The 23,776-nt window shown below is 30.4% G+C and carries 24 protein-coding genes and 1 pseudogene; 17 read left to right on the forward strand and 8 right to left on the reverse strand.

All coding sequences use genetic code 11. The annotated features are described in order from the left end of the window. The first annotated feature begins 9 nt into the window (after positions 1 to 9). The 8 genes and pseudogenes from EDC42_RS09155 to EDC42_RS09190 all read left to right on the forward strand — a co-directional run bounded on the left by EDC42_RS09155 (position 10) and on the right by EDC42_RS09190 (position 7,968). Complete coding sequence (locus tag EDC42_RS09155; protein ID WP_069572896.1) at positions 10 to 1,035, forward strand: NYN domain-containing protein; 1,026 nt, start codon at positions 10 to 12, stop codon at positions 1,033 to 1,035. Continuing rightward, a complete protein-coding gene (locus EDC42_RS09160) occupies positions 1,028 to 2,230 on the forward strand; it encodes a hypothetical protein (RefSeq protein WP_069572899.1) in 1,203 nt (400 codons plus the stop codon). The genes EDC42_RS09155 and EDC42_RS09160 overlap by 8 nt, the downstream gene beginning before the upstream one ends. A 21-nt stretch (positions 2,231 to 2,251) precedes the next feature. Continuing rightward, the gene (locus EDC42_RS09685) at positions 2,252 to 2,629 is read left to right on the forward strand and encodes a hypothetical protein (protein WP_233144851.1); all 378 of its coding nucleotides are present in this window, start codon (positions 2,252 to 2,254) and stop codon (positions 2,627 to 2,629) included. Between the two features lie 19 nt (positions 2,630 to 2,648). Beyond that, positions 2,649 to 3,872 carry a bifunctional ornithine acetyltransferase/N-acetylglutamate synthase gene (gene argJ, locus EDC42_RS09170; RefSeq protein ID WP_083234811.1) on the forward strand — a complete coding sequence of 408 codons (1,224 nt, stop codon included), beginning with the start codon at positions 2,649 to 2,651 and terminating at the stop codon, positions 3,870 to 3,872. Positions 3,873 to 4,181: 309 nt separating this feature from the next. After that, positions 4,182 to 4,772, forward strand: a complete 591-nt coding sequence (locus EDC42_RS09175; RefSeq protein ID WP_069572901.1) for a class I SAM-dependent methyltransferase — start codon at positions 4,182 to 4,184, stop codon at positions 4,770 to 4,772. A gap of 553 nt (positions 4,773 to 5,325) precedes the next feature. Continuing rightward, positions 5,326 to 6,129, forward strand: a complete 804-nt coding sequence (modA, locus tag EDC42_RS09180; RefSeq protein ID WP_069572903.1) for a molybdate ABC transporter substrate-binding protein — start codon at positions 5,326 to 5,328, stop codon at positions 6,127 to 6,129. Between the two features lie 58 nt (positions 6,130 to 6,187). Continuing rightward, positions 6,188 to 6,862 carry a molybdate ABC transporter permease subunit gene (gene modB / locus EDC42_RS09185; protein WP_083234812.1) on the forward strand — a complete coding sequence of 225 codons (675 nt, stop codon included), beginning with the start codon at positions 6,188 to 6,190 and terminating at the stop codon, positions 6,860 to 6,862. A 68-nt stretch (positions 6,863 to 6,930) separates the two neighbouring features. Next, positions 6,931 to 7,968 (forward strand): annotated as a pseudogene (locus EDC42_RS09190) (sulfate/molybdate ABC transporter ATP-binding protein). A gap of 137 nt (positions 7,969 to 8,105) precedes the next feature. Here the strand turns inward: EDC42_RS09190 and EDC42_RS09195 are convergent. Next, complete coding sequence (locus EDC42_RS09195; protein WP_069572906.1) at positions 8,106 to 9,290, reverse strand: coenzyme F420-0:L-glutamate ligase; 1,185 nt, start codon at positions 9,288 to 9,290, stop codon at positions 8,106 to 8,108. Positions 9,291 to 9,489: 199 nt separating this feature from the next. Here EDC42_RS09195 and EDC42_RS09200 point away from each other — a divergent pair, with 199 nt between their 5' ends. From EDC42_RS09200 to EDC42_RS09210, 3 genes are read left to right on the forward strand one after another with little or no spacing between them, the layout of a single operon-like run. Next, on the forward strand, positions 9,490 to 10,083 hold the full coding sequence (locus EDC42_RS09200; RefSeq protein ID WP_069572908.1) for a class I SAM-dependent methyltransferase: 594 nt from the start codon (positions 9,490 to 9,492) through the stop codon (positions 10,081 to 10,083). Continuing rightward, positions 10,084 to 10,794, forward strand: coding sequence for an IspD/TarI family cytidylyltransferase (locus tag EDC42_RS09205; protein WP_069572911.1), 711 nt, complete (start codon positions 10,084 to 10,086; stop codon positions 10,792 to 10,794). Continuing rightward, complete coding sequence (locus EDC42_RS09210; RefSeq protein ID WP_069572913.1) at positions 10,787 to 11,803, forward strand: alcohol dehydrogenase catalytic domain-containing protein; 1,017 nt, start codon at positions 10,787 to 10,789, stop codon at positions 11,801 to 11,803. The genes EDC42_RS09205 and EDC42_RS09210 overlap by 8 nt, the downstream gene beginning before the upstream one ends. On the opposite strand, the gene EDC42_RS09215 is transcribed toward EDC42_RS09210, so the two are convergent. Next, entirely contained in the window at positions 11,804 to 12,328 is a 525-nt protein-coding gene (locus EDC42_RS09215; protein ID WP_069572915.1) for a hypothetical protein, read from the reverse strand. Positions 12,329 to 12,504: 176 nt separating this feature from the next. Beyond that, positions 12,505 to 13,869: an MATE family efflux transporter gene (locus EDC42_RS09220; protein ID WP_069572917.1), complete on the reverse strand. Its 1,365-nt coding sequence runs from the start codon at positions 13,867 to 13,869 to the stop codon at positions 12,505 to 12,507. 43 nt (positions 13,870 to 13,912) lie between these two features. On the opposite strand from EDC42_RS09220, the gene EDC42_RS09225 reads away from it, so the two are divergent. Then, on the forward strand, positions 13,913 to 14,245 hold the full coding sequence (locus EDC42_RS09225; protein WP_069572919.1) for a hypothetical protein: 333 nt from the start codon (positions 13,913 to 13,915) through the stop codon (positions 14,243 to 14,245). A 23-nt stretch (positions 14,246 to 14,268) separates the two neighbouring features. On the opposite strand, the gene EDC42_RS09230 is transcribed toward EDC42_RS09225, so the two are convergent. Both EDC42_RS09230 and EDC42_RS09525 read right to left on the reverse strand, forming a co-directional pair. Then, positions 14,269 to 16,104 carry a YhgE/Pip domain-containing protein gene (locus tag EDC42_RS09230; protein WP_069572921.1) on the reverse strand — a complete coding sequence of 612 codons (1,836 nt, stop codon included), beginning with the start codon at positions 16,102 to 16,104 and terminating at the stop codon, positions 14,269 to 14,271. A gap of 367 nt (positions 16,105 to 16,471) precedes the next feature. Beyond that, positions 16,472 to 16,639 carry a hypothetical protein gene (locus EDC42_RS09525; protein ID WP_158005571.1) on the reverse strand — a complete coding sequence of 56 codons (168 nt, stop codon included), beginning with the start codon at positions 16,637 to 16,639 and terminating at the stop codon, positions 16,472 to 16,474. 216 nt (positions 16,640 to 16,855) lie between these two features. Between EDC42_RS09525 and EDC42_RS09235 the strand changes: the two genes are divergently transcribed. From EDC42_RS09235 to EDC42_RS09245, 3 genes are all read left to right on the forward strand, one after another. Then, the gene (locus tag EDC42_RS09235; protein WP_069572925.1) at positions 16,856 to 17,782 is read left to right on the forward strand and encodes an SAP domain-containing protein; all 927 of its coding nucleotides are present in this window, start codon (positions 16,856 to 16,858) and stop codon (positions 17,780 to 17,782) included. Positions 17,783 to 17,784: 2 nt separating this feature from the next. Continuing rightward, positions 17,785 to 18,375: a DUF998 domain-containing protein gene (locus tag EDC42_RS09240; protein WP_069572927.1), complete on the forward strand. Its 591-nt coding sequence runs from the start codon at positions 17,785 to 17,787 to the stop codon at positions 18,373 to 18,375. Between the two features lie 124 nt (positions 18,376 to 18,499). Next, on the forward strand, positions 18,500 to 18,748 hold the full coding sequence (locus EDC42_RS09245) for a hypothetical protein (protein ID WP_069572929.1): 249 nt from the start codon (positions 18,500 to 18,502) through the stop codon (positions 18,746 to 18,748). Positions 18,749 to 18,755: 7 nt separating this feature from the next. Here EDC42_RS09245 and EDC42_RS09250 read toward each other — a convergent pair whose 3' ends face one another. Continuing rightward, a complete protein-coding gene (locus EDC42_RS09250) occupies positions 18,756 to 19,433 on the reverse strand; it encodes a 4Fe-4S binding protein (RefSeq protein WP_069572931.1) in 678 nt (225 codons plus the stop codon). A gap of 96 nt (positions 19,434 to 19,529) precedes the next feature. Here EDC42_RS09250 and argB point away from each other — a divergent pair, with 96 nt between their 5' ends. Then, positions 19,530 to 20,393: an acetylglutamate kinase gene (gene argB / locus EDC42_RS09255; RefSeq protein WP_069572933.1), complete on the forward strand. Its 864-nt coding sequence runs from the start codon at positions 19,530 to 19,532 to the stop codon at positions 20,391 to 20,393. A 179-nt stretch (positions 20,394 to 20,572) separates the two neighbouring features. On the opposite strand, the gene EDC42_RS09260 is transcribed toward argB, so the two are convergent. Together EDC42_RS09260 and aksF are read right to left on the reverse strand one after the other, a co-directional pair. After that, entirely contained in the window at positions 20,573 to 22,042 is a 1,470-nt protein-coding gene (locus tag EDC42_RS09260) for a class I adenylate-forming enzyme family protein (RefSeq protein WP_069572935.1), read from the reverse strand. Then, entirely contained in the window at positions 22,043 to 23,032 is a 990-nt protein-coding gene (aksF, locus tag EDC42_RS09265; RefSeq protein WP_069572937.1) for a homoisocitrate dehydrogenase, read from the reverse strand. It lies immediately after the preceding gene. Between the two features lie 166 nt (positions 23,033 to 23,198). Between aksF and EDC42_RS09270 the strand changes: the two genes are divergently transcribed. After that, entirely contained in the window at positions 23,199 to 23,663 is a 465-nt protein-coding gene (locus tag EDC42_RS09270; RefSeq protein WP_069572939.1) for a HEAT repeat domain-containing protein, read from the forward strand. Positions 23,664 to 23,776: the final 113 nt, after the last annotated feature.

The following is a 23,776-nucleotide window of genomic DNA, read 5'->3' on the forward strand; positions in this document are numbered from 1 at the left end:
GGTGATATTATGAAAGTGGTTGTAGATGCTTCTAATGTAGCTTTTAGTGTTAAAAATGAAATGGGACAACCTCAAATGTCTAATATTCTTGCAGCTGTTAAGGCATTAGAAGAAGGTGAAGATGAATTTGTAATAATTGCCGATGCATCACTTCGTCATGATATTGATGATAAAGAAACATTTTTGAAATTATTGGAAAGTGAGAACGTAGAAGAAGTCCCTGCAGGTAATGATGCAGATCATTTTATTTTGGATATTGCTTCACGTGAAAAAGCAAAAGTATTGTCAAATGATAAATTTAGGGATTATGCTGCTGAATTTAGGAATATTTCTTCTATTAGGATTCCATTCATAATTGAGAATAATAGACTAACATTTGGTAAACCTAAGAAAGCTAAAAAAGATAAAAACATCCTTCAACACATATGTGATGAAATTATAAAAGAATTGAACTTTAAAAAATGGGAAATTTACACAGGTAAAGAGGGTTTAGAAATTTCACCATTAAATATTGCTAAGCAAGCGATTATTCGCATTGATAATGAGAATAATACGGAATCCAAACTTGAAAACATCTTTTCTAAAATCCCAATGTTTAATAAAATTGTAGAGATGGTTGATGATGTTGAAATAGCTGCACCATATGTGATTTTTGTATTGGTGCATCCTAAAGATTATAAACTTGCTGTTAAAAATGCAGGTAACATATCCGTTACTGTTGCAGATAGATTAGGCCTTGAGAAAAAACCTCTAATTGCAGTTAGAAATGATTTATTCACCAAACAAGGTAATTTTGAATTAAATATTATGTTGGCTGATGAAGTAACTGAATATGCTCCATATAACATTTCAGTTCGTGTATGTGATAGTGATGAAATATTTATTAAAAGAAATTCAAGGAATATTGCAAGCACAATTGCTGGAAGGCTCGGATCATGGAAATTCCCATTTGTTTCTGTAAAACCAGATATGCTTTTAGAAAAACCTGGTGATTTTGAAATAGAACTGGAAAAAGGAGGAGGATTAGATGGTTAATCCATTAACTAAATCTTTAATTAAGGTAACTACTAACTTAACTCCAATTTCTGTTGGAACTAAATTTTTTCCAACAAATTCACTAGAAACAGAATATGTTGAATTATTTAATTATACTCAAACTATTCTTTTTGAACTTGATAAAGCAGAAATAACCTCCGATTCCATTTTAGAAAACTTAATTCGGGATGTTGGTGTGGAAAACCTTCCAAAAGATTATAATTTTTATGAATTAAAACCAGCTGAAAACCGGATTGAAGAATATGCATTAGTAAGTAATATTATCATGGGCAATGATCGTTATTTTTACATCGAACTTCAAAATCCTTCTCATTTAATTAATATTTTTGTAAAAATCATTGAAAATGAAAAAGGGGAAGTTGTAGAAAAAACTGCAACAGAATTAGTTGCTAAAATGCTAAGTAAAAATGATGCGATTCGTGTAGCTATTGAATTAATTGGTATTGGTTTGTCTGAAGGAATTCAAGTAATTTCTGCTGTTGGAATGACTGGTGCGGCATCTATTGAAAGAGCAATACATTATACTCAAAACGTAGGCAGTTTTCCAGGTATTGCATTTACTAAGTTAGGTGGGGAATATGCGCTTGTTTTTGATTCTCCATTTTTACTTCAAGAATCAAGGCCTGTTGACTTGGAAAATTATTTATTCATTGATTTAATCGATTCGACTAAATTCATTGATAAAAATGGTCGTAATCAACTTGTTGATTTGATGACAGGTATTAAAAATTTCATTGAAACGGAATGTAATGGTGAGTTAGAAGGGTATCGTGAAGGTGGGGATGATTTTATTGCAAGGTTTCCATCTAAAGACTTAGCAATACGCGCTGGACTTGATGCAGCATGGTTCGCACTTGATAATGGTGCGAAAATAAGGGCAGGTGTTGGTAGAAGTAGAAGGGAAGCAGGTGAGAGAGCCCAACTTGTTGATGATTTAAAATCAACTGCACCATTGTCTTTGGTTGTATTTGAATTAGCAAATGGTTTGTATGCATATAATATTCCGTCTGAATTTACAAGAACTTTAATTAATTTAATAGAAAATGAAAAAGCAAAATTAATTGGTGTTTTTGTTTTTGTGTTTATATTTGCATTTATAATGTCCATTTTAGGGCTTGGAGTATTTAGTTTCATAGGTGTTATAATAGCATTAGTTTATGCATTTGTAGCTTAATAAATAAAGAAGTGAAGTAATATGAGAAGAAAAAAAGATGATAAGAGGGTTTTATTTTCTCCAAATAGTAATCGTCCAAAGCATTCTAATAAAAGAAAATTAAATTTACCTAATTTTCAACGTCAACCTCAACGTTCACGCAAACAAAGTAAATGGGGCAATGTTACTGTATTTCTTATTATTTTAGCTTTAGTTGCATTTGTTGTTGGTGCAGGAATGGGGGTATCATTAAGTTTTGATAATGATGATGGTCCTCATTGGAAGAATGTTACTGAAGAGATGACTACTAATTTAAATGAGACTGATAATTTTACTTATGATGAAGAAGTAGATGGTGTTGATTTTAATAGTAATGAAACATTAACTGAACTAAATGTTACTGTTAAACCATCATATTAATTAATTTTTTGTGAGTTTTATGGAGTTTATTAAAGATTTATCTGGTGGATTTTCTGTTATAGAAAATCTTATGGTATCTGGAGCTCGTGAAGGTAAATTTGGCGTTGCAATTATCTATTCACCAAATAGTACAGCATCTGCAGTTTTCACTTCTAATAAAGTAGTTGCAGCTCCAGTTAACTATACTAAAAATGTACTTAAAAAAGGAATTATTTCAGCCGTTCTTGTAAATAGCGGCAATGCTAATTGTTTTACAGGCAAAAAAGGATTTAAAGATTGTGAAACCTTAGCTGAATTAGTGTCTAATGATTTAAATCTACCTAAGGATGAAATTGCTATTTCTTCAACAGGAGTCATTGGCCGGGAAATGCCGATTGATATTATTTCTAAAGTTGCTTATGAATCACTTTCAAAATTAGGAAACGGCCCTGAAAATTCCCTGGCCGCTGCAAAAGCTATAATGACAACTGATACTTTCCCAAAAGAATGTGCAATTGAAGTTACATTAACCACTGGTGAAACTGTTAAAATTGCAGGCATTACTAAAGGAAGTGGAATGATTGCTCCAAATATGGGAACCATGCTTTCATTTATTGTAACTGATGCTGTAATTCCATCTGATGAAATTAATAAAGCATTAAAGAAATCTGCAGATATCAGTTTTAACATGATTGTTGTTGATGGGGATGAAAGCACTAATGATACCTGTCTGATGATGGCTAATGGTACATCTAATGTTGAAGTTGTAAATGAAGGTAAATTGGATTCTAATTTCCAAGAAGCTCTAAATTATATTTGCATTGATTTAGCTAAAAAAATGGCTCGTGACGGTGAAGGCGCTACTAAATTCATTGAAGCTAATGTTTACGGTGCAAAAAATGAAACAGATGCAAAATTGGCTGCAAAATCAATCATATCCTCAAATTTATTTAAATCTGCAGTATTTGGTGGTGACCCAAATTGGGGGAGAATTGTATCTGCAATTGGTTATTCAGGTTGTGATTTGAATCCTGATATTGTAACAATAGCTATTGCAGATGATTCAGATGATGTGGATCTTGTTTGTAATGGTAAAATTTTAGCATTTGAAAATACTCCAAATCTTAAAAGAGCTGAAAAAATAATGCAATCAAAAAATGTTAAAGTAAATATTGACATGCATCTAGGTGATGGTGAAGCAACTGCTTGGGGTTGTGATTTAACATATGATTATGTTAAAATCAATGCAGAATATACTACATAAAGAAAACTTTTAAATATATTAAAAACAAATATTTTTATGTTATAGATATAATTTTAATATTATTATTATCAATTGGAAGGAGGGGAAAATATGGCTAAAGTTAAAGGAACTAACAGAAGAACTAGACAAAAAAGAAGTTACACTAAACCTGGTAGTAAAAGAGGAAGGGGAGTTAAACAAACTTGGAAAAAATAATCCTCTTAAATCTTTTTTTATTTATTTTAACTATTTTTGAATTGTTATGAAAATATCATCATATTGAAACTATTAAATACTACTTCTTAAAGATAATCATTTGGTGATATATTTATGAATGGACATAGAGCTCATGGATTTTCAAGTGTACATTTTTTAGATTCTGATGAAATTTTAAATGAGTTGAATCTTAAAGGTGATGAAACTTTCATGGATGCTGGGTGTGGTGATGGCCACATTGCAATAAAAGTAATTGAGGACTATCTTCCAAAAGGCACTGTTTATGCAGTTGATGTTTATGGAGCGTCTATTGAAGATATGGAAACATATAAAAATGAAAACAATGTTGAAAATTTAATTAATATTGAAGCAGATATTCCTAAAGGAATTCCGGGTGTTGAAGATGAGTCTGTCGATGTTGTTTTGATGGTTAATGTTTTTCACGGATTTAAAGCTTCAAGAACTATTGATGATGCAATTGAGGAACTTAAAAGAATTATTAAAAAAGATGGTAAAATTGCAATTATGGATTATAAAGCATGGGATGTTCCAAAGGGACCACCAACTGCATTTAGAAGTTCTCCTGAAGAATTAGAAGAAATTTTTAATAAGCATGGTCTTAAAATGACTTATCTAAATGAAGAAATTGGTGAAGATATTCCTGAGGGTAAATCTCATAACTTTATTGTATTCCAAAAAGAGTAATTCTGGTTTAAATAGTATTATTATTAGTTTTATTTATTTTTTCAGGATATATTTTGATGCTTCGAATATGTCTTTTACAATATATACTTATGAAACTATCGTTGATTTAATTTTATAAAAAGTTATGCTATATTCTCATATATTTATTGAAAAATTGTAATATATAGTTAAAATAGTAATTATTTCAAAAATACAATATTATTTACATATTATTGTCGATATCTAAAGTTTATTTTGATATGAAATAATTTATTTCGATATGAAAATATTTATATATCATTATGTTCTTAAATTATAATTACTAATCATGATAATTAATTTTAATTTAAGATTATTAATGGATGAATGGTAAAATATTATAATTGATAAAAAGTTATTATTGATACTGCTTTGATGTGTAAGTTTATTATATTTTAGTTTTGGCAATAAATAGGAATTCGGATTAATATTAATGTATATTTATGTATACATATGGAATTTGTTCTTATTTGTCATTTCATCAAATCTTAAATTACTATATTTGATATATGATTTGTATTTGAGGTGAATAACTATGAAATCTATGAAAACTGTAGCTGTTGCGATTATAGCAATAGTAGTTATTGTTGCTGTAGGGTTATATCTTACTGGTTCAGTAGGTACTTCAAATGGAGACCTAAATGGCCAAGATGTTCAATTAGCTGCTGCAGCTAGTTTGAAAAATGTTTATGATGAAAAATTAATCCCTATGTTTGAAGAAAAATATCCTGGTGTAAAAGTTACTCCTACTTATGCTTCAAGTGGGGATTTACAAAAACAAATTGAAAATGGTTTAAAAGCTGATGTGTTCATGTCTGCTGGCAATAAACAGATGGATGCTTTAATCAATGAAAGTTATGTTGATAATGATTCCAATGTTAAATTTTTAGAAAACAAGCTTGTTTTAATCGTATCTGCTGATTCAAATGTGAATGTCTCTTCATTTGAAGATTTAAAAAATGTAAATGGCACTATTGCTATTGGTGATCCTGAATCTGTACCTGCCGGACAATATGCTAATGAATCATTACATAATCTTGGTATTTGGGATGATGTTGAATCTAAATTATCTTTGGGAACTGATGTAACAGCAGTATTAAATCAAGTAGCTCAAGGATCTGCTGATTGTGGTCTTGTATACACTACTGATGCTAAATCTAGTGATGAGGTTAAAGTAATTTGTGAAGCTCCTGAAGATTCTTTAAAAGATATTGTTTATCCTGTAGCTCCAATTAAAGATTCTGAACATGCTGATGCTGCAAACAAATTTATGGAGTTCTTACAAACTCCTGAAGCTCAAAGTGTATTTGAAGACTACGGATTTACAATTCATGAATAGATTCTATTAACTCTATTCATGTAAATAATTAATAATGTTAAAGGAGATATATATTTACATGATGGATTGGACACCTATTTTAATTTCTATGAAAACTGCAAGTTTATCAATTTTTATAACTTTTTTTTTAGGTTTAATTGTTGCTTGGGGCATTGTTAAAATTAAAAAGGACTCAATAAAAATAGTACTTGATGGTATTTTTACACTCCCAATTGTACTTCCTCCTACTGTTGTGGGGTTTTTTTTATTGTATATTTTTGGTGTTAGGGGTCCTATTGGTAGTTTTCTTATAGACTTTTTTGCTGTGAAAATAGCTTTTTCATGGTCCGCAACGGTTATTGCCGCAGTTGTCATGTCTTTTCCTTTAATGTATCGTTCTGCCAGAGGAGCATTTGAACAAGTCGATTCTAATTTATTGGATGCTGGTCGTACATTAGGCATGTCGGAGTGGAAAATTTTCTGGAAAGTTTTATTTGCAAATGCATTACCTGGAATTATCAGTGGTGGAATTCTTGCTTATGCTCGTGGTCTAGGTGAATTTGGTGCTACAGCTATGATTGCTGGTAATATTGCAGGACAAACCAGAACTCTCCCTATGGCGGTTTACTCCGAAGTGGCTGCTGGCAATATGGGGGATGCTTTTAATTATGTAATATTCATTATTATTATTGCATTTATCGCTATTTTCATTATGGATTTTGTTTCTATACGTAAAGAAAAACAATGGAAATAGATTAGTATCTGTAAATAGATATATATTTTTTTATTATTTTACTTTTTTAATATTGTGGAGAATAGATTATGAGTAATAGATTGCTGAAAGTAAATATCCAAAAGAAACTTAAAGAATTCGACTTGGATGTTGATTTTGAATTGAAAAAAGGTTGTTTGGGTATTCTTGGTCCTTCTGGCTGTGGTAAAAGTATGACATTAAAATCTGTTGCGGGTATTGTAAATCCTGACAGTGGTGTTGTAAGTTTAATTATGGATGAGGAAACTATTTATTATGATTCTAACAAAAAAATTAACTTAAAACCTTAAAAGAGAAATGTGGGCTATTTATTTCAGAATTATGCTTTATTCCCCAATATGACTGTTGAGGAAAATGTTGCTATTGGTTTACCTAAAGATTATGATGAAAAAATTGTATCTCAAATGATTAAACGTTTTCATTTAGAAGGATTAGAAAAAAGGTATCCTCGACAATTATCCGGTGGTCAACAGCAAAGAGTAGCTTTAGCTCGTATTTTGGCCTATGGTCCTGATGTTATATTGTTGGATGAACCGTTTAGTGCTATGGACACTGTCTTAAAAGAAAGATTACGTATTGAACTTATTAATTTGCTAAATGATTTTGATGGATTTTCTATTTTGGTTACCCATGATCGTGATGAAGCATTCCAGTTTTGTGATGAACTTATAATATTGGATGAAGGTAAAATTATTGCAAAAGGTGATACTCATGAAGTATTTGAGGATCCAAAGAAAGTTCAAGTTGCTAAACTTACAGGTTGTAAAAATATTTCTAAAATTGAAGTTATTGATGATTTTCATCTTAAAGCTTTAGAGTGGGGAGTTACATTTAAGGTATCTAAAAAAATTTCATCTAATATTTCCCATATTGGGATAAGGGCGCATGATTTTCATCCTGCTGAAGAAAATGATGTTAATGTAATTGATGCTTTAAATTCATCAAAATTAGAAAGGCCTTTTGAATGGGAAATAACCTTATCAAATGGTTTGTGGTGGAAAGTTGACAAACAGATTTATGATCATGAATTTGATGTTCCAAAGTATCTAAAAGTAGATCCTAAAAATATTATTCTATTGGAAGAGTAGTCCAATTTTGACAGCATTTTCAAAGTAAAATTCCTATCAGATCTTTTTAGTTAATAAATTCGAAAATAATAAAAACTTCTTTTCAAGTTGTAATTTTAAGTAAATGTCTATAAAATGAAAAGGGGGGATTTAGAAATTCAGTCATTTGCTAGATTGTCAAAGTATCCTTGGATAAATATGACTGGTGTTCCCTTATCTCCAGAACCGCTTGTTAAATCACATAGTGAACCGATTAAATCAGTTAATCTTCTTGGTGTGGTTCCTTGTGTAATCATTTGTCCAGTCAAATCTTTGTCTTTGTTTTTAATTTCTTCTTTAATAGCATCTTTTAATTCTTCACCTCTAAGATTTGCGAATTTGTTATCTGAAACATACTTTAATTTAATTTCATTCGGAGTTCCTATTAATCCACTTGTATGTGCTGGTGAAACAACTGGATCTGCTAATTCCCAAATATGTCCTACAGGATCTTTAAATGCTCCATCACCATAAACCATAACTTCAATTTGCTTACCAGTAATGTTATTTAATCTTTTTTGAATTTCATTGACTAATTTATTTCCTGTTTTTGGGAATAATTTTAATTTTTCTTCAGTTGCTTTGTTTGAACCGAGCACTCCGTAATCAGGATTAAAACCGGAGTCTCCAATCGGTTCACTTAAAACATTGTGCAATCCATAAACATTAGCTCCCTCGGATTTAAGTAATTTTGTTGTTTTTTCTCTTGTATGTATGTCACAAGTTAAAATGTCTTTATTATAATCAAGTATTGTTTTTACATCATTGGAAAAAACAAATTCAACTTCACAGTCTTCACTTTCAATTAATTCCCTGTAAAGATCAATCATATTAATTCCAGTAAATGGGTGTTTCCAGGATCCGAATGTTTTTTTGTATTCTTCTTCAGAAATAACACTTGCTAAATTATATTCACTAGCATCTAAAACTTCTTCGTCTAAAATTCCATTTCCCACTTCATCTGCAGGAAAAGAAGTTAAAAGGGTAATTTTGTCCATTCCTCGTGCAATACCTTTTAGAATAATCGAAAATCTATTTCTACTTAAAATAGGATTTGTTACTCCTATATTTTTAGAGGGGAATTTGTTTTGCAAATCTTGTGCAACGTCGTCAACAGTTACATAATTTCCTTCTGAAATACCCACTACTGCTTCGGTAATTGCAACAATATCCTTATTTTTAAATTCAAATCCTTCACTTTCTTTTGCAGCCATAACTGAATCTACAACTATATTTGCCAAATCATCATTTTCTTTAATAATTGGTGTTCTTATTCCACGCACAACAGTACCAACACATCTCATATTTGATTACTCCGAATTATCATAAACAGTTAATTGGAATATAAATTCCAATAATCCATTTATTTATATGTTTTTTAGTTATATATACATTAAGATTAATTTTACATCTGTTTAATAAGATTCTTTTACAAAATTATTTGAAAATTATTAAATACTATTTTTTAAAGAGTATTATCTAGAAAAATTTAATGTGATAATTATGGAGCATAAACATCATGGAAAATCAAGTGCAAAGTTTCTAGATTCTGATGAGATTTTAAGTGAGTTAAATCTTAAAGGTGATGAAGTTTTTATGGATGCTGGATGTGGTGATGGATACATTACCAAAAAAGCAATCAAAGATTATCTTCCTAACGGTTTTGTTTATGCAGTAGACAGTTACGATAAGGCTATTGAATTGATGGAAATATATAAAAAAGATAATGCAATTGAAAACTTGATTAATATTGAAGCAGATATTTCAAAAGGGATTCCTGATGTTGAGGAAGATTCTGTTGATGTTTTATTAATGGTTAATGTATTTCATGGATTTATTGAAAGTTCCCATCGTGATGCAGTTATTGAGGAGTTATCTCGTATAATTAGAAATGATGGTAGAATTGCTATCATGGATTTTAGACCTGTTGAATTGTCGTTCGGACCTCCAATTGAAATTAAATGTGGTCCGGATGAGTTGGAGAAACTTTTTAATGAATATCACTTTAAAAAAATTCATCTGAATGAAAAAATGGGTCCAAAAGGTCCTAATGGGAATTCTCATTATATTATAATATTTGGAAAGGAGCAATTTTAAATGATTTTTGCTGCAATTCTGGCTGGTGGAATAGGATCAAGAATGGGTGGAACTGACACTCCTAAACAATTTTTAACATTAGGAAATAAACCTGTTATTATTCATACTATTGAAAAATTTGTTATAAATGAAAAAATTGATAAAATAATTGTTTTAACACCTAAAAATTTTATTAATCATACAAATCATTTAATTGAGGAATATATTTTGTATAAGGATGACATTATTGTCATTGAAGGTGGCAGAACAAGAAATGATACATTGATGAATGGTATTGATTATATTAATGAACATTATGGAATAGATGAAGATTCAATTATCCTCACTCACGATTCGGTACGTCCATTTGTGACTCATAGGATTATTGAAGATAATATTGATGCTGCAAAAAAATATGGTGCATGTGATACTGTAATTCCTGCTACTGATACTATTGTTGAGAGCATCAATGGTAAGACTATTGAAAGCATTCCTGTAAGGGATTATTATTACCAGGGTCAGACACCACAGAGCTTCAATATAAAGAAACTTTTTAATTTAATCAATAGTTTAACGGAAGAAGAATCTAATATTCTTACAGATGCGTGTAAAATATTCGCACTTAAAGATGAAGATGTATATCTAGTTGAAGGGGAATTGACAAATATTAAAATCACATACCCCTATGATTTAAAACTAGCAAATACGATACTTGAGGATATTCATGATTAATATTGTTTATAGATTAAAATCTCCAAAATTTTTTGAAGAAGCAATTGATGAAATTGAATTAGAAGGGGTTATTGTTAGACCTACTTATCTTTCAATATGTCAGGCAGATCAAAGATACTATCAGGGATCACGTCCAGCGGAAATACTTGAAAAAAAATTACCTATGGCATTAATTCATGAAGGAATTGGTGAAGTTGTATTTGATGAGTCAGGTAAACTTAAATCTGGAGATAAAGTTGTTATGATTCCAAACACTCCTGAGGGAAAAGATGTTTATAGGGCTAATTACTCTTATGATTCCAAATTCAGGGGTAGTGGTTTTGATGGGTTTACTTCTGATTTAATTAAATTACAATCTGATAGGGTTGTTAAAATACCTAATGAGTTTAATCCTCATGTTGCTGCATTTATCGAGTTAATGACAGTATCATATCAAGGAATTTCCAGATTTAGTGAAATAGCTATCACTCCAAAAGATGTTTTGGGAGTTTGGGGAGATGGAAATTTAGGATTCATTACAGCACTTTTCCTAAAAGAGAAATTCCCCGAATCTAAAGTGTATGTATTTGGGAAACATTTGGAAAATCTTAATTTGTTCTCATTTGCTGATGGTATTTATCAGATACATAATGTTCCAAAAGATTTGCTAATTGATCATGCTTTTGAATGTGTAGGTTCAAGCGCATCTCAATCGGCAATTGAACAGATCATAGATTTAATCAATCCGCAAGGATCAATAAACTTATTTGGAGTAAGTGAATACCCTATACCTCTGAATACTCGTATGGTTTTAGAAAAAGGATTGACTATTCAGGGAAATAGCCGTTCTGAAAGAGAAGATTTTGTTGGAGTTGTAGAAACCCTAAAACAAAACCCTAAACTTTTTGAATATTTGGGAAAATTAGTTACAAATATATGTGAAATAAATTCATTGAATGATTTAAAAGAATCTTTTGATAAAGACTATATCTCTAATTTTGGTAAAACAATTTTAAAATGGGACAAATAATTAATTGAGATTATTAATTATTTTGAAATATTCTTTTCTAAAATAATTTCTCTCTTCTTTTTTACATATTAATGGCATCATTGATAATGCATATAAATCTTCATTATCAAGTATTTCGCCTTTGATGATTTTATTTTTTATTATATTGAGTAAAATTTCTGCAGGATTCTCTTCAACAGCTGCTAATTTTATGCTAAATTCCGCTTCAGATTTAATTTCACATTCTTTAACACAAATATTAACTGTATTTGGGCAGATTATGTATATTGAAACATATTTGTTGTTTGTTTCATACAATGCTTCTGCAAGTTCAACATATTTTACAAGTTCATCTTCAGTAAAGTTTGTTAGCTGTAGTTCTAAATCAATAATCTCATCATTTTCAGTAATAAAAATGCTGCCCTCTTGATGGATATGGTTTTCTAATTTTAAATTCTGTATAGGAATCTGGCACTTAATTTTCCTTTTATCATTAAAAGTTTCTTGTATAAGTTTTGTTTTCATTAGAAAATCTTGTTTTTTCATTGTTTAACCTCAATAAATTTTAATTTGCATTGATTATATATAATTTTAAGATTAATAAATCAGTAAGTTATTTTTTAAGATAATTTTATGAGGTTAAATCAATTTTTAAGAAAAAATTCAATTTAATTTTATGGTGTAAATTTTAAAAATAGAATAAACTAAGAGTGCATTAACTCTTAATTTCCAAATTTTGATCTAATTCTTCTGACTTCATATCTTGCAAATATGTAATTCAATGTGCTTGCAATTGCCCTTCCTATACATAATCCTAACCAGATTCCTAAAATATCTAAATGGAATATGTACACAAATAAAAAGATTAAAGGAACTACAAATATGATTTCTCTAAGTATGGTAAACATTAAACTATAAATTCCTTTTCCAATCCCTTGATAAAAAAAGCTTGATGGAATTCCTATGCCTGTTAATATTAATGTTGGACATACTACTTGAAGATATAATGCAATTCCCGGAACTAAATTGGTGGTTTCCGGTGTATATGCAAATAATGTAGATAAGGGTGTTGCAAAAATTACTAAAATTAAAGTAATTATAGTTCCTAATATCAAACCAAATTTTGAACCATAAATATGGGTCCGTGATAAATAATCACCATTCTTAGCACCAAATGCACTTCCAGACACTGCAATAACTGCAGATCCAATAGCTGTAAGTGGCATTATTGCAAATAAATATAATCTTTGACCAGATGTAAATGTTGCTATTCCATAATCTCCTCCAACTTGAGATATTACGATTAGATAAATGGACATTGCAATCGCCATGATTAGCATATCAAGTGATGAGGGGATTCCAACTTTTAAAATATCTTTTGTTAAATTCATGTCTAACTTGAATTTTTTAATAGTAACATTAACATAAGTGTCCTTTTTAACTAAAATCCAGTATAACATAACTAATGCCGCAATTGATGAACTGGCTATTGTTGCAAGGGATGCTCCTGCTGAACCTAATCCTATTGTGTAAATAAATAACGGATCTAATATTGCATTTAATATGACTGTAAGGATTACAACATACATTGCACGTTTCATATCTCCTTCTCCACGAAGGATTCCACTACATCCATTTGAAAACATAAATCCTATCAATCCTAAAAATAATGGTGTAGCATATGCTATTGCTTCATTTAATGTTTGTCCACTTGCTCCATAACTTACAAGTAATGGCTTTTGCATCATCATGAAAATAATTGTTAAAATGATTGATGCTATTAAAAAAATAAATAATGAATGTGTTGCAGATTTATTTGCCATTTCATGGTTTTTTGCACCAATAAATCTTGAAATACTACTTGTTGCTCCGTTTCCAAGTCCAACACTCGCTCCGTTTAACACCATAAATATTGGTGTTACAAATCCAATTCCTGCAATAGCCGTTGGTCCAAGACCAGCTACCCAAATACCATCAATAATGTTGTATAATGCAGTTAAAATCATTGATATCATAATTGGTATAGCTAATTTTTTTACAGCTATTTCAGGTTCTCCCCTCATTAATGCTACATTTTTATTAACCATAATTTTAATATTGGTTATTATTATATTTATTAATGGTGATACTGTGGATTATGAAAATATAATTAAGGAAAATTTTCCAAATTATAATGTTGAAGTCATAACGCCAAATATTTTCGAATTGGAAAAATTAATTGAATACATTACGGACGATATCTTAATTTATAAACCCTATTCTATTTTTGTATACAGACATTTAATCAGATTCATGATGAATATCGGTCTTAAAGGCAAAATTTATTATTTGGATGGTTTTTCTGATGAAGAACTAAAATCGATTCATGGCGGTCTTTTAAAATTCACGTGGGCACATGATGTTAAAATTAAGTTATTTGAAAATGCAGACCCTGATAGGGAAATTCTAGGTTTGGAAAAATAAAAGTAGAAGTTAGTAATTAACTTCTAAAATAATCCACTTTCTTTTAAACGTTCTTCAAAGTATTTTGAGGATTTATCTGCTTTCTGTTTAATAAGTGCAGCCACAATAATGGTAACTATTCCAATCGATACAAGAACAACTAATGCTGGAAGGTAATTAGACCAAACAACACCTAATTGTGCTTCACGTATCAATGTAATAGCATATGTCATTGGCAAGTACGGATATAATGTTTGGAAGAAATCTTGCATAATTTCAATTGGGTAAATTCCTCCAGTTCCAGATATTTGAAGCACTAAAAGTATTACTCCTATTCCTTTTCCCACTTGTCCTAATGCAGATATGATGGAATATACTAAAATCATAAATATTACCGATACCAGTATTGCAGAGAATATAAATAATGGTGAATTACTTATATAAATGCCTAAGATATAAGCCCCACTTATAGTAACTGCCGCCTGGAGCATGCTCATTACTACAAACAGTATAACTTTACCAAAGTACATTTCAACGGGTTTGTATTTTGTCCCTTGACTGGTTCCCGGTGTGATCATTACACAAGTAATAATAGCACCAACCCACATTGATAATACGATATAGAAAGGAGCTACATTGGATCCGTAATCTGGTACTGAGAATACTTCCTGCCTATCTAATTTTATTGGGGAGTAGAAATAATCTCCAAGTTCAGTTTCATTGATTCCAGTAATGCTTGAAAGTGAATTTGCAGATGAACTTAGAGCTCCAGCAGCTGAGAACAATGCTTGTGATGCAGAACCTGAAAGCATTTGAGCACCTGCTGCAAGGCTTAATGATCCTTTTGCAAGTTCAACAGAACCTCCAGCTACTTGATTTGCACCACCCGCAACATTGCTAGCACCATTAGCCAATTTCGATGAACTATCTGCAAGTTTTACAGAACCATCGGCTAATTGGGATGAACCTTTAGCTAATTCTCCGCTTCCATTTGCAAGTTTAATATTGCCTTCAACATATTGTTTCATAGGTTCTGGAAGTGTTGATGGATCTACCTGTGATTGTATTTGTTGTGATCCTTTTTCTAAGTCACTAGCACTCTGTTTAATTGATGCTGATCCTTGCTTAACATCACTTGCACCATTGTTAATTGCAGATGAACCTTGCTGAACTTGATTAGCACCACTTTGCACTTGGCTTGCTCCATTTTGAACATCACTCACTCCAGAGGATACTTGTCCTGCACCGGAAGATATTTTTGCAGCACCTGCAGAAAGCTGGCTTCCACCACTGTATAACTGACCTGCACCAGATGAAAGACCATCTTTTAAATCTCCGAGTTTTCCGTAAGCTGCAAGGTTTATAATCTGAACAATTTTTGCATTAACTGTAGTATAAACTGTATTTGCACCTGTGTCCGTTAATTTTGTAGCTACTGGATTTGATTTGATATTCACAAGGTATTCAAGTTCCGCTTGTTTTGGATTATCAGATGTAATGGATGCTATATTTTCACTCAGATTTTTAGGTATTATAATGCCTGCATAATAATCCCCATCATGAACCCCTTTCCGCAGTTCATCTTCAGTTACAAACTTCCAATCGAATTTAGTATTATTTTTCAAATCTTTAACAATTTCATTTCCAACATTTAAATATGTACCTTCAAATGTTGATCCGTTATCTAAGTTAGCTATTGCAAATTCTACTTCATTAGTATTTTCATATGGATTCCAACATGCTTGGATATTCAGAAGAGCATAAAGTGAAGGTAGAATAATTATTGCAATTAATACAATTGTCACTATGGGATTTGAAAATGACGCTTTAAAATCATGCTTTATGATTTCAACAATGTTACCAAAATTTATTTTACTCATTTTAAACCTCATTTCTAATGTAATAATTCGTAGGTCACTTTATATTTACAAGTTTTGGGTTATTCCTAGATTATATGAAATATTAATCCTTTAATTGTTTTATTTTCTAATTTTTTGTAATCAGAATGCTTTTTTGTGTTAATTAAACTTTTTTAACATTTGATTTCAATTTTATGCAATTTAAATTCCCAAGTTTCCTTAAAATATTAGTTAAATACTAATTCAATACTCAACTATTAACCTATGATATATATTTAGATTAAAAGTATATAAAATAGTATTCATAAACTGAAATTTCTTTTATTTTTTCTTATTCTGCAAAATATTCATTTGAATTCTGGCATTGATATGAGAATAGCTAATTAGCTTATAATTGGAAAAATTCATCACAGTATTCACAGTAGTAGTTGTAATTGCCCATACAACTATTTCCAATGATTATTTCATTTTCTAATGACTCAATAGCTAATTCAGTTGTTGGTTCACCATGAAAAACCTTCTTTAATTCTCTCATACATTTTGGACAAAATTTCATATTAATGTCTTTTTCATTACTCAATATTAAATTCATGTTTGATAAGAAACTTAAAATGATTTTTGGCTATTTTTATAATAAATGTAGGCAAAACATTAAATTAACTAAAATATATAATAATTATAAGATAAATTATATGGTTCCTTAATCGGAATTTTAATTGTTACCTTTGGCAATTTTTAAAGTATTGCTAATGATATATTAAAAGGTGTTTATGTGAGTGAACAAAAATTAGAAGTTTTCAATGTTTTAAATTTTTTAGATAATGGCTATGAGATTGATGATATTTTAAATGAAGGTAAATTCGGAACTTTTCCTTCAGCACAGGACTGTATTAAATACATGATTGATGAAGGATATCTCAAAGGTGAATTTAATGCTGCAATTCATAATGATGGCAAATCATTAACTGCAGAAGAGGTATCTAAAAAATATACAGTTGCTGAATTGAAAGATCTTTTAAGAGAAAATGGTTTGAAAGTTTCAGGTAAAAAACAGGAACTTGTTGAAAGACTTTTACCTGCATTAAGTGGTGAAATTACAGTAGAGCCAGATAATGGGGAATCTGTTGATTTAGCATTAACTGATAAAGCACAAGAATTCTTAAATGAAAATGATTGGATGGATTTATATATGTTCGCACTTGTTGCATTCAGGTTTGAGGATTATGAAACCTACAGAAAAAATTCATCAGAAGACAATATTCAGACTGCTTTAAAATTCTGTGATGAAATTATTTCAAGAGCATTAATCGCTAATCAATTTTTAGTATTCATCGATGCATTATCTGCTAAAGCTCATGTTTATGCTTATGATAAAGATTATGAATCTTTCTTAGATTATGATTTACAACGTTTCATTTTAGGATTAAATCCTATAGTAATGGATTCACAAACTTATGCTAATTATGATGCTATTAATTATGCAAATGTAATTAATTTAAAGAATGTAATTGAACAACTTGATTTAGGTAGTTTAAAGAAAAGATTTGATAAAATATGGGATAAGTCTAATATTAAAAGTATTACTGTGCCTAAAAAGACTTGTTATAAAATTTTACAGAAAGCTTTGGCCGGTTCAGATGTTGAAGAGCTCAATTTTAATGTAACTCAAAAATATTTTGTTAGGAAATTTGGAGTTTAAGTATGAGAAATAAAGTTGCTGGAATTGTCTTTATTGTTGGTAGTTTGTATTATGTTCTAGCTGAAGCCGTTTCTGCAACTTTCTTTAATGCTTCTTTATTTAATACTTATTCTTTTCATACCATTTCCGAACTTGGAATCCCTAATGTAAATTCCCCTTTGTTTTGGTTAATGAATTCTGCGTTTATTTTAATTGGTTTGACACTTATTTTTGGTAATTTTTATAAATTTAAAGATTTTTTAGTTAAAAATAGGATTATAATCTATATTTTAACACTAATGACCTCAACTGGAGTCATTATGGTTGGTTGGATTCATGGGGGAAATCCATTTACTTTAGGTTATCATATGTTAGGTGCTATGATGGCTATTTTTGGTGGTAATGTTCTTCTGATTGTTATTTCAAGATCCATGTCTGAATATTCTAAATTTCAAAAAACTACATTGGTTCTAGGAATATTTGGTTTAGCTGTATTTTGGATTATGTTTTTCAATATGGAAAGTATTTACATGCCGGTTTTTGAAAGACTTTCAGTTTATACAATGATTATCTGGTGTTTTTTAACTGGTTGTTATATAATTTCTAGAGAGTAATCATTGTCTATTTTTCCTGATATCTGATAATTTATATCGGCCATATTGTGATTTTTTAATTCAAACAATTTCATTTATAAAAGTTTATATAGTTTTTAATTTAACTATAATTAAAGGTGATATTATGACAAACTTAGATAAATCTGTTGAAGAAGAAATTTTAGCAATCATTGAAAAATATCAAAAAGAAGATACTAAACTTTTGAATTATCTTATTACTGATGATGAAATTACCTTTTTCTCACCATTAGCAAATGGTAATTCAATTACTGCAGAAGACTTACACAAAGTTGCAGATATTTTAAAAGGAACATTTAAAGGAATGCAAATTGTTAATCAAGAATACAGATTTACTTTCGAAATCGGTTTATAATTGGGGTTTATAATCTCCCCAAATATTTTTTTGTAAGTTTGCATTCATACATACACTTTGTGCAGCCTAAACCATTCTTATATTGCTCAACAATATATTCTCTACATTTTCCGATATCGATAATGTCATTTCTATTTAATTTAGTATTCCATTTTTGAGGATTAATGGCACCAACAGGGCAGGCTTTTTGACAATTTTCACAGTCATCACATTGTGAATCTGTAATTTGTGTTCCGAATGTAAGTGGCATATTAGTCAATATTCCGCCCAATACAACGGCAGATCCATAATCTGGAGTAACAAAAAGTGCAGAACGACCAATCCAACCAAGCCCGGATTTAGTGGCTATTGTCTTATAAGGCAATATACTTAATAATCTTTTCATATCGCACTCATTTCTACTCATTGTAAGAGCAAATGCATCATATCCGTGATTTTTGATGTACTTTTCACCTTTAATGGAAATTTCAGTTAATCTGTCTATTAGTGAATGAAAACAAGACCAATAAGACTCATAATCTTCATTTTCTATGTAAATCATTGCTTTTTTAGGAATTTTTAAAACAAGACTAATTCCATAAGGCAAATCTATGAATCCCTCAGCTAATCCATCAACATTGGCAAATCCTACTTTGCTTGCACCTTTTTTTATAAGAAAATTTTTAAGATCATTATCCTCAGACATGCTATTAGATATGGTTTATTAATTATTTATATTGTAATATAAAATTTTGACTTTAATTTTATAAATGATTAAAATGATAATATAATAAGTGATTAAATGAAAGATATAGATGTTTTAATTGAAGCTTTACCTTATATTAAAAAATTTCATGATAAGAAAATATTGATTAAATATGGTGGACATGCAATGGTGGATGATAAAGCAAAGTCCTCCACAGCTCGCGATACTGTTTTACTTAAATATGTTGGAATGAAACCTTTGATTGTACATGGTGGAGGTCCAGAAATCTCAAGATCCATGAATAAACTTGGAAAACAAGCCAAATTCATCAAAGGGTTAAGAGTCACTGATGAAGAAACTATGGAAATAATTGAAATGGTGTTAGTTGGTAAAATATCAACTGAAATCGTATCAGAACTTATTAAACACGATGGTCAGGCAATAAGTTTGTCTGGAAAAGATTCAAGTCTAATATTTGCTCACAAAAAAGGAGCAAGTAAAATTGATGAAGAACTTGTTGATTTAGGTCTTGTTGGTGAGGTTGATTGCATAAACACTAATCTGCTTGAAATGTTTCTAGATAATGATTATATTCCTGTAATTTCTCCAGTGGGTATTGCTGAAGATGGAACCAGTCTTAATTTAAATGCAGATACTGCAGCAGGGGAAGTTGCAAGTGCTATTGGTGCTGAAAAATTAATTATTTTAACTGATGTTCCAGGCGTTTTGAGAGATCCTTCAGACCCGACATCATTGATTCAAAAAATTAAAGTTGATGAGATACCTTCTCTTATTGATGAGGGCATTATCTCTGGAGGTATGATTCCGAAAATAGAAACTTGCATTAATGCTATTAATAATGGTGTTGGATCATGTCACATTATTGATGGTCGTAAAAAACATTCAATACTTTTAGAAATATTTACCACAAATGGTATAGGAACTATGATTTATAAATAAAGTTCATTACTCATAGTCTACTCCATGAATAATAGATATAAAATTCAGAGGTAATTTTTAATAATAAAATTGAAAAAAAACCTCTTTTAGTTGATGTGTAGTTATTGATTATTTTACTCTTAAAAGTTTTATCTATTAGTTAAAGGTAATAATATTGAGTCTGTAAAATTTTACAGATTCTATTCCTTAAACATTTTCCTTAATTCTCTTCTAAGCAATTTCCAGCCGTTTACTCTTGGAAGTTCATTAAGTGTAAATATCTTTCTTGGAACTTTATATCTGGATAGGTTTTTACGCGCATAACTGACTAATCCTTCACATTCTTCACCATCTTTCCAAACAACTGCAGCAACTGGAATTTCTCCCCTGTGACAGTCATTTATGCTGAAAATAGCTATTTCCTTAACTGCAGGATATTTTATCAATACTTCCTCTACTTCTGTTGGATAAATTTTCCAGCCGCTCATTACAATCATATCTTTCTTACGGTCTGTAATGAATAGGCGGTTGTCTTCATCAAGATATCCGATATCTCCTGTTAAAAACCATCCATCATCTAAAAATGATGATTTTGTTTTTTCCTCATTGCCCCAATATCCTTTTGCAACTGCCGGTCCTCTAAGTGCGATTTCCCCCTGTTCATATTTTGGTAAAATTATATCAGAATCATGTTCATCGACGATTTTCACTTCTGAAAAACAGACTGGGTGACCTACACTTTCAAATCTATCCGCCTCCCAATAGTCTTCCGGCCTGATGACAGTTCCAGTTCCAATTACAATTGTTTCGGATAGTCCATATGCATTGATAATTGGTATTTGGTAAGTCTGGTGGAAATCTTTCCATATTTTCTTATGCAATGGTCCTCCACCTGAAATAATTTCGCGTACGGTTTTAAGTTGCTTACGGGCATCAATTGTAGTTAATGAATGTATTACTGGAGGCATTCCAGTTAAAACGCTGACTTTTTCTTTTTCACATAATTCTAAATATTCATCCATATTGAATTTTTCTATTAATATGTAATATGCAGCGGCTCTTAAGGCAGCTATTGCCCATGATAGGCCAACATGAGCCATCGGATAAATTCCTAAAAATACATCATCTTGTTTTAAAGTTAAAACATCACACTCGTTGTGTATAGCAGTAAAATAATTTCCATGTGTGAGCATTGCACCTTTAGGCTGCCCTGTGGTTCCTGAAGTATATTGTAATTGACATAAATCGTCCCAATCAGTATTTTCAGATTCCAGGACTTTGCAATTTTTAAAACTGGAAATGTTTTTAGGAATATATGTTTCAACATTAATGAGGTCTTTTGCTTCTTCATCAGTAATCATTAATTTTGCTTTTGAGTCACTGACAATGTATTCGAGTTCATTGGCTGTAAAAACTCTGTTTGTTGGAATGGCTATTGCACCTATTCTCCATATTGCAAAAAGTGAAAACAAGTATTCTTCTGAATTTTTTAAATAAATTAGGATTCTATCGCCTTTTTTGATTCCTAATTCTTTTAAGATCCTACCAATTTCGGAGACGATTGATAAAATTTCTCCAGAACTATATTTCTCTCCGGTAGTTGGATTGAATAAAACATCTTTGTCTAGACGTTTTGAATTGGCATCTAAAAATGTAGTAATATTTAACATTTATATTATCTCCTTAACTATTGCCTTTGTAACTTCCATAGTTGAAGAGTCTCCTCCTAAATCCGGAGTTCTAATCTTGCAGTCGGAAATAACTTTTTCAATCGCACCTTTTATATCATTTGAGATTTCCCATTCTCCTAAATAATCTAACATCATTGAAGCAGATAGTATCATAGAACATGGGTTTGCAATATTTTTTCCCGCAATGTCTGGTGCTGATCCATGAACAGGTTCGAATAATCCATTATGATCACCTATATTTCCAGATGGGGCGAGACCAAGTCCACCAACAAGTCCTGCACTTTCATCAGATAATATGTCTCCAAACAAATTGCTCGATACAATAACATCAAAATTTTGAGGTTGTGTAATTAGATACATTGCGGTTGCATCAACATAGAAGTCTTCAGTTTTTATTTGAGGATATTCTTTGGCTATTTTGTAAAAACTTTCTTTGAATACTCCATCAGTCTTTTTTAATACATTACTTTTATGAACACAAGTGACTTTGCTTTGACCTCTTTTTACGCATAAATTAAATGCTGCTTTGGATATTCTCTCAGATGCTCTGCGAGTGATTATTCTCTCTGCAATCACTTTATTTTCATCACCATATTCAGCTTGGGAATATAATCCTTCTGTATTTTCTCTAACGATTACAAAGTCAATGTCATCATGAATTGAATTTATTCCTTTGTATGATTTAATTGGCCTTATATTTGCATAAACATTAAGCTCTTTTCTCAAATTAATAATCGGACTTGGTTGTCCAGGGGTTGAAGTCGATGCTCCGAATAGTACTGCATCACTATCATTAGCTAGTTTAATTGTTTCTTCAGGTAATGTTGTTCCATTTTTATTAAAACAATCAAAACCCGCTTCTCCATATTTGAAACTTAATTTTAAGTCTAATTTATCAAGTAAATATTCACAGGCAGACATTACTTCTCTGCCTATTCCATCTCCACTTATTACTGCAATATCGTACATTATTTCACTTACAACAATTTGTTCGTATATTAATAATATTGCATTAATTATATTTAAATGATAATTCAAATTTTGTTCGTATACTATCGAAATATATTTATATATAAAAGTTATAATAATATATTAATTACTAAAATTAGTAAATTATTCACTGTGAGGGATTACAATGGAAAGCACTATTGAAGAATTAATTGAATTATTAAATGATAAGGATGATTACGTTGTTGAAGATGCAATAGGACAATTAGAATTAAAAGGTGCAGATGCACTTGAACCTTTAATGGATGCATTATCACACAGAAAGAAAAATGTCAGATTACATGCCGCTACTCTTTTAGGTGCAATTAATGATGAAAAAGCTATTCCTTCATTAATTGAAACATTAAAAGACAATAACAAACTTGTCAGAAGAGAAGCATCTACTGCTTTATCTCGTATGGGTGCACCAGCTGTTGATCCATTAATTGAAACTTTGGCTGCTGAAGATTGGAGAGTAAGGGGAGCTGCTGCTTGGGCACTTGGAAACTTAGGTGATAAAAAAGCAATCCATGAACTTGAAAAATTGCTTGATGATGAAAGTGCTTTTGTAAAAGCAGGTGCTAAAAGCGCTATTGAATCTATTCAGAAATAAATAACTTATTTCTGTTCTCTTTTTTCTTTATTTTTTTAATTTAATTGTTATAAATTTTCTTAACAAATGTTGGCTGATTATTTGACTTATTTTGAATAGTATTTTTTCATGAA

It is taken from the genome of Methanobrevibacter gottschalkii DSM 11977, assembly GCF_003814835.1.
GTDB lineage: Archaea > Methanobacteriota > Methanobacteria > Methanobacteriales > Methanobacteriaceae > Methanocatella > Methanocatella gottschalkii.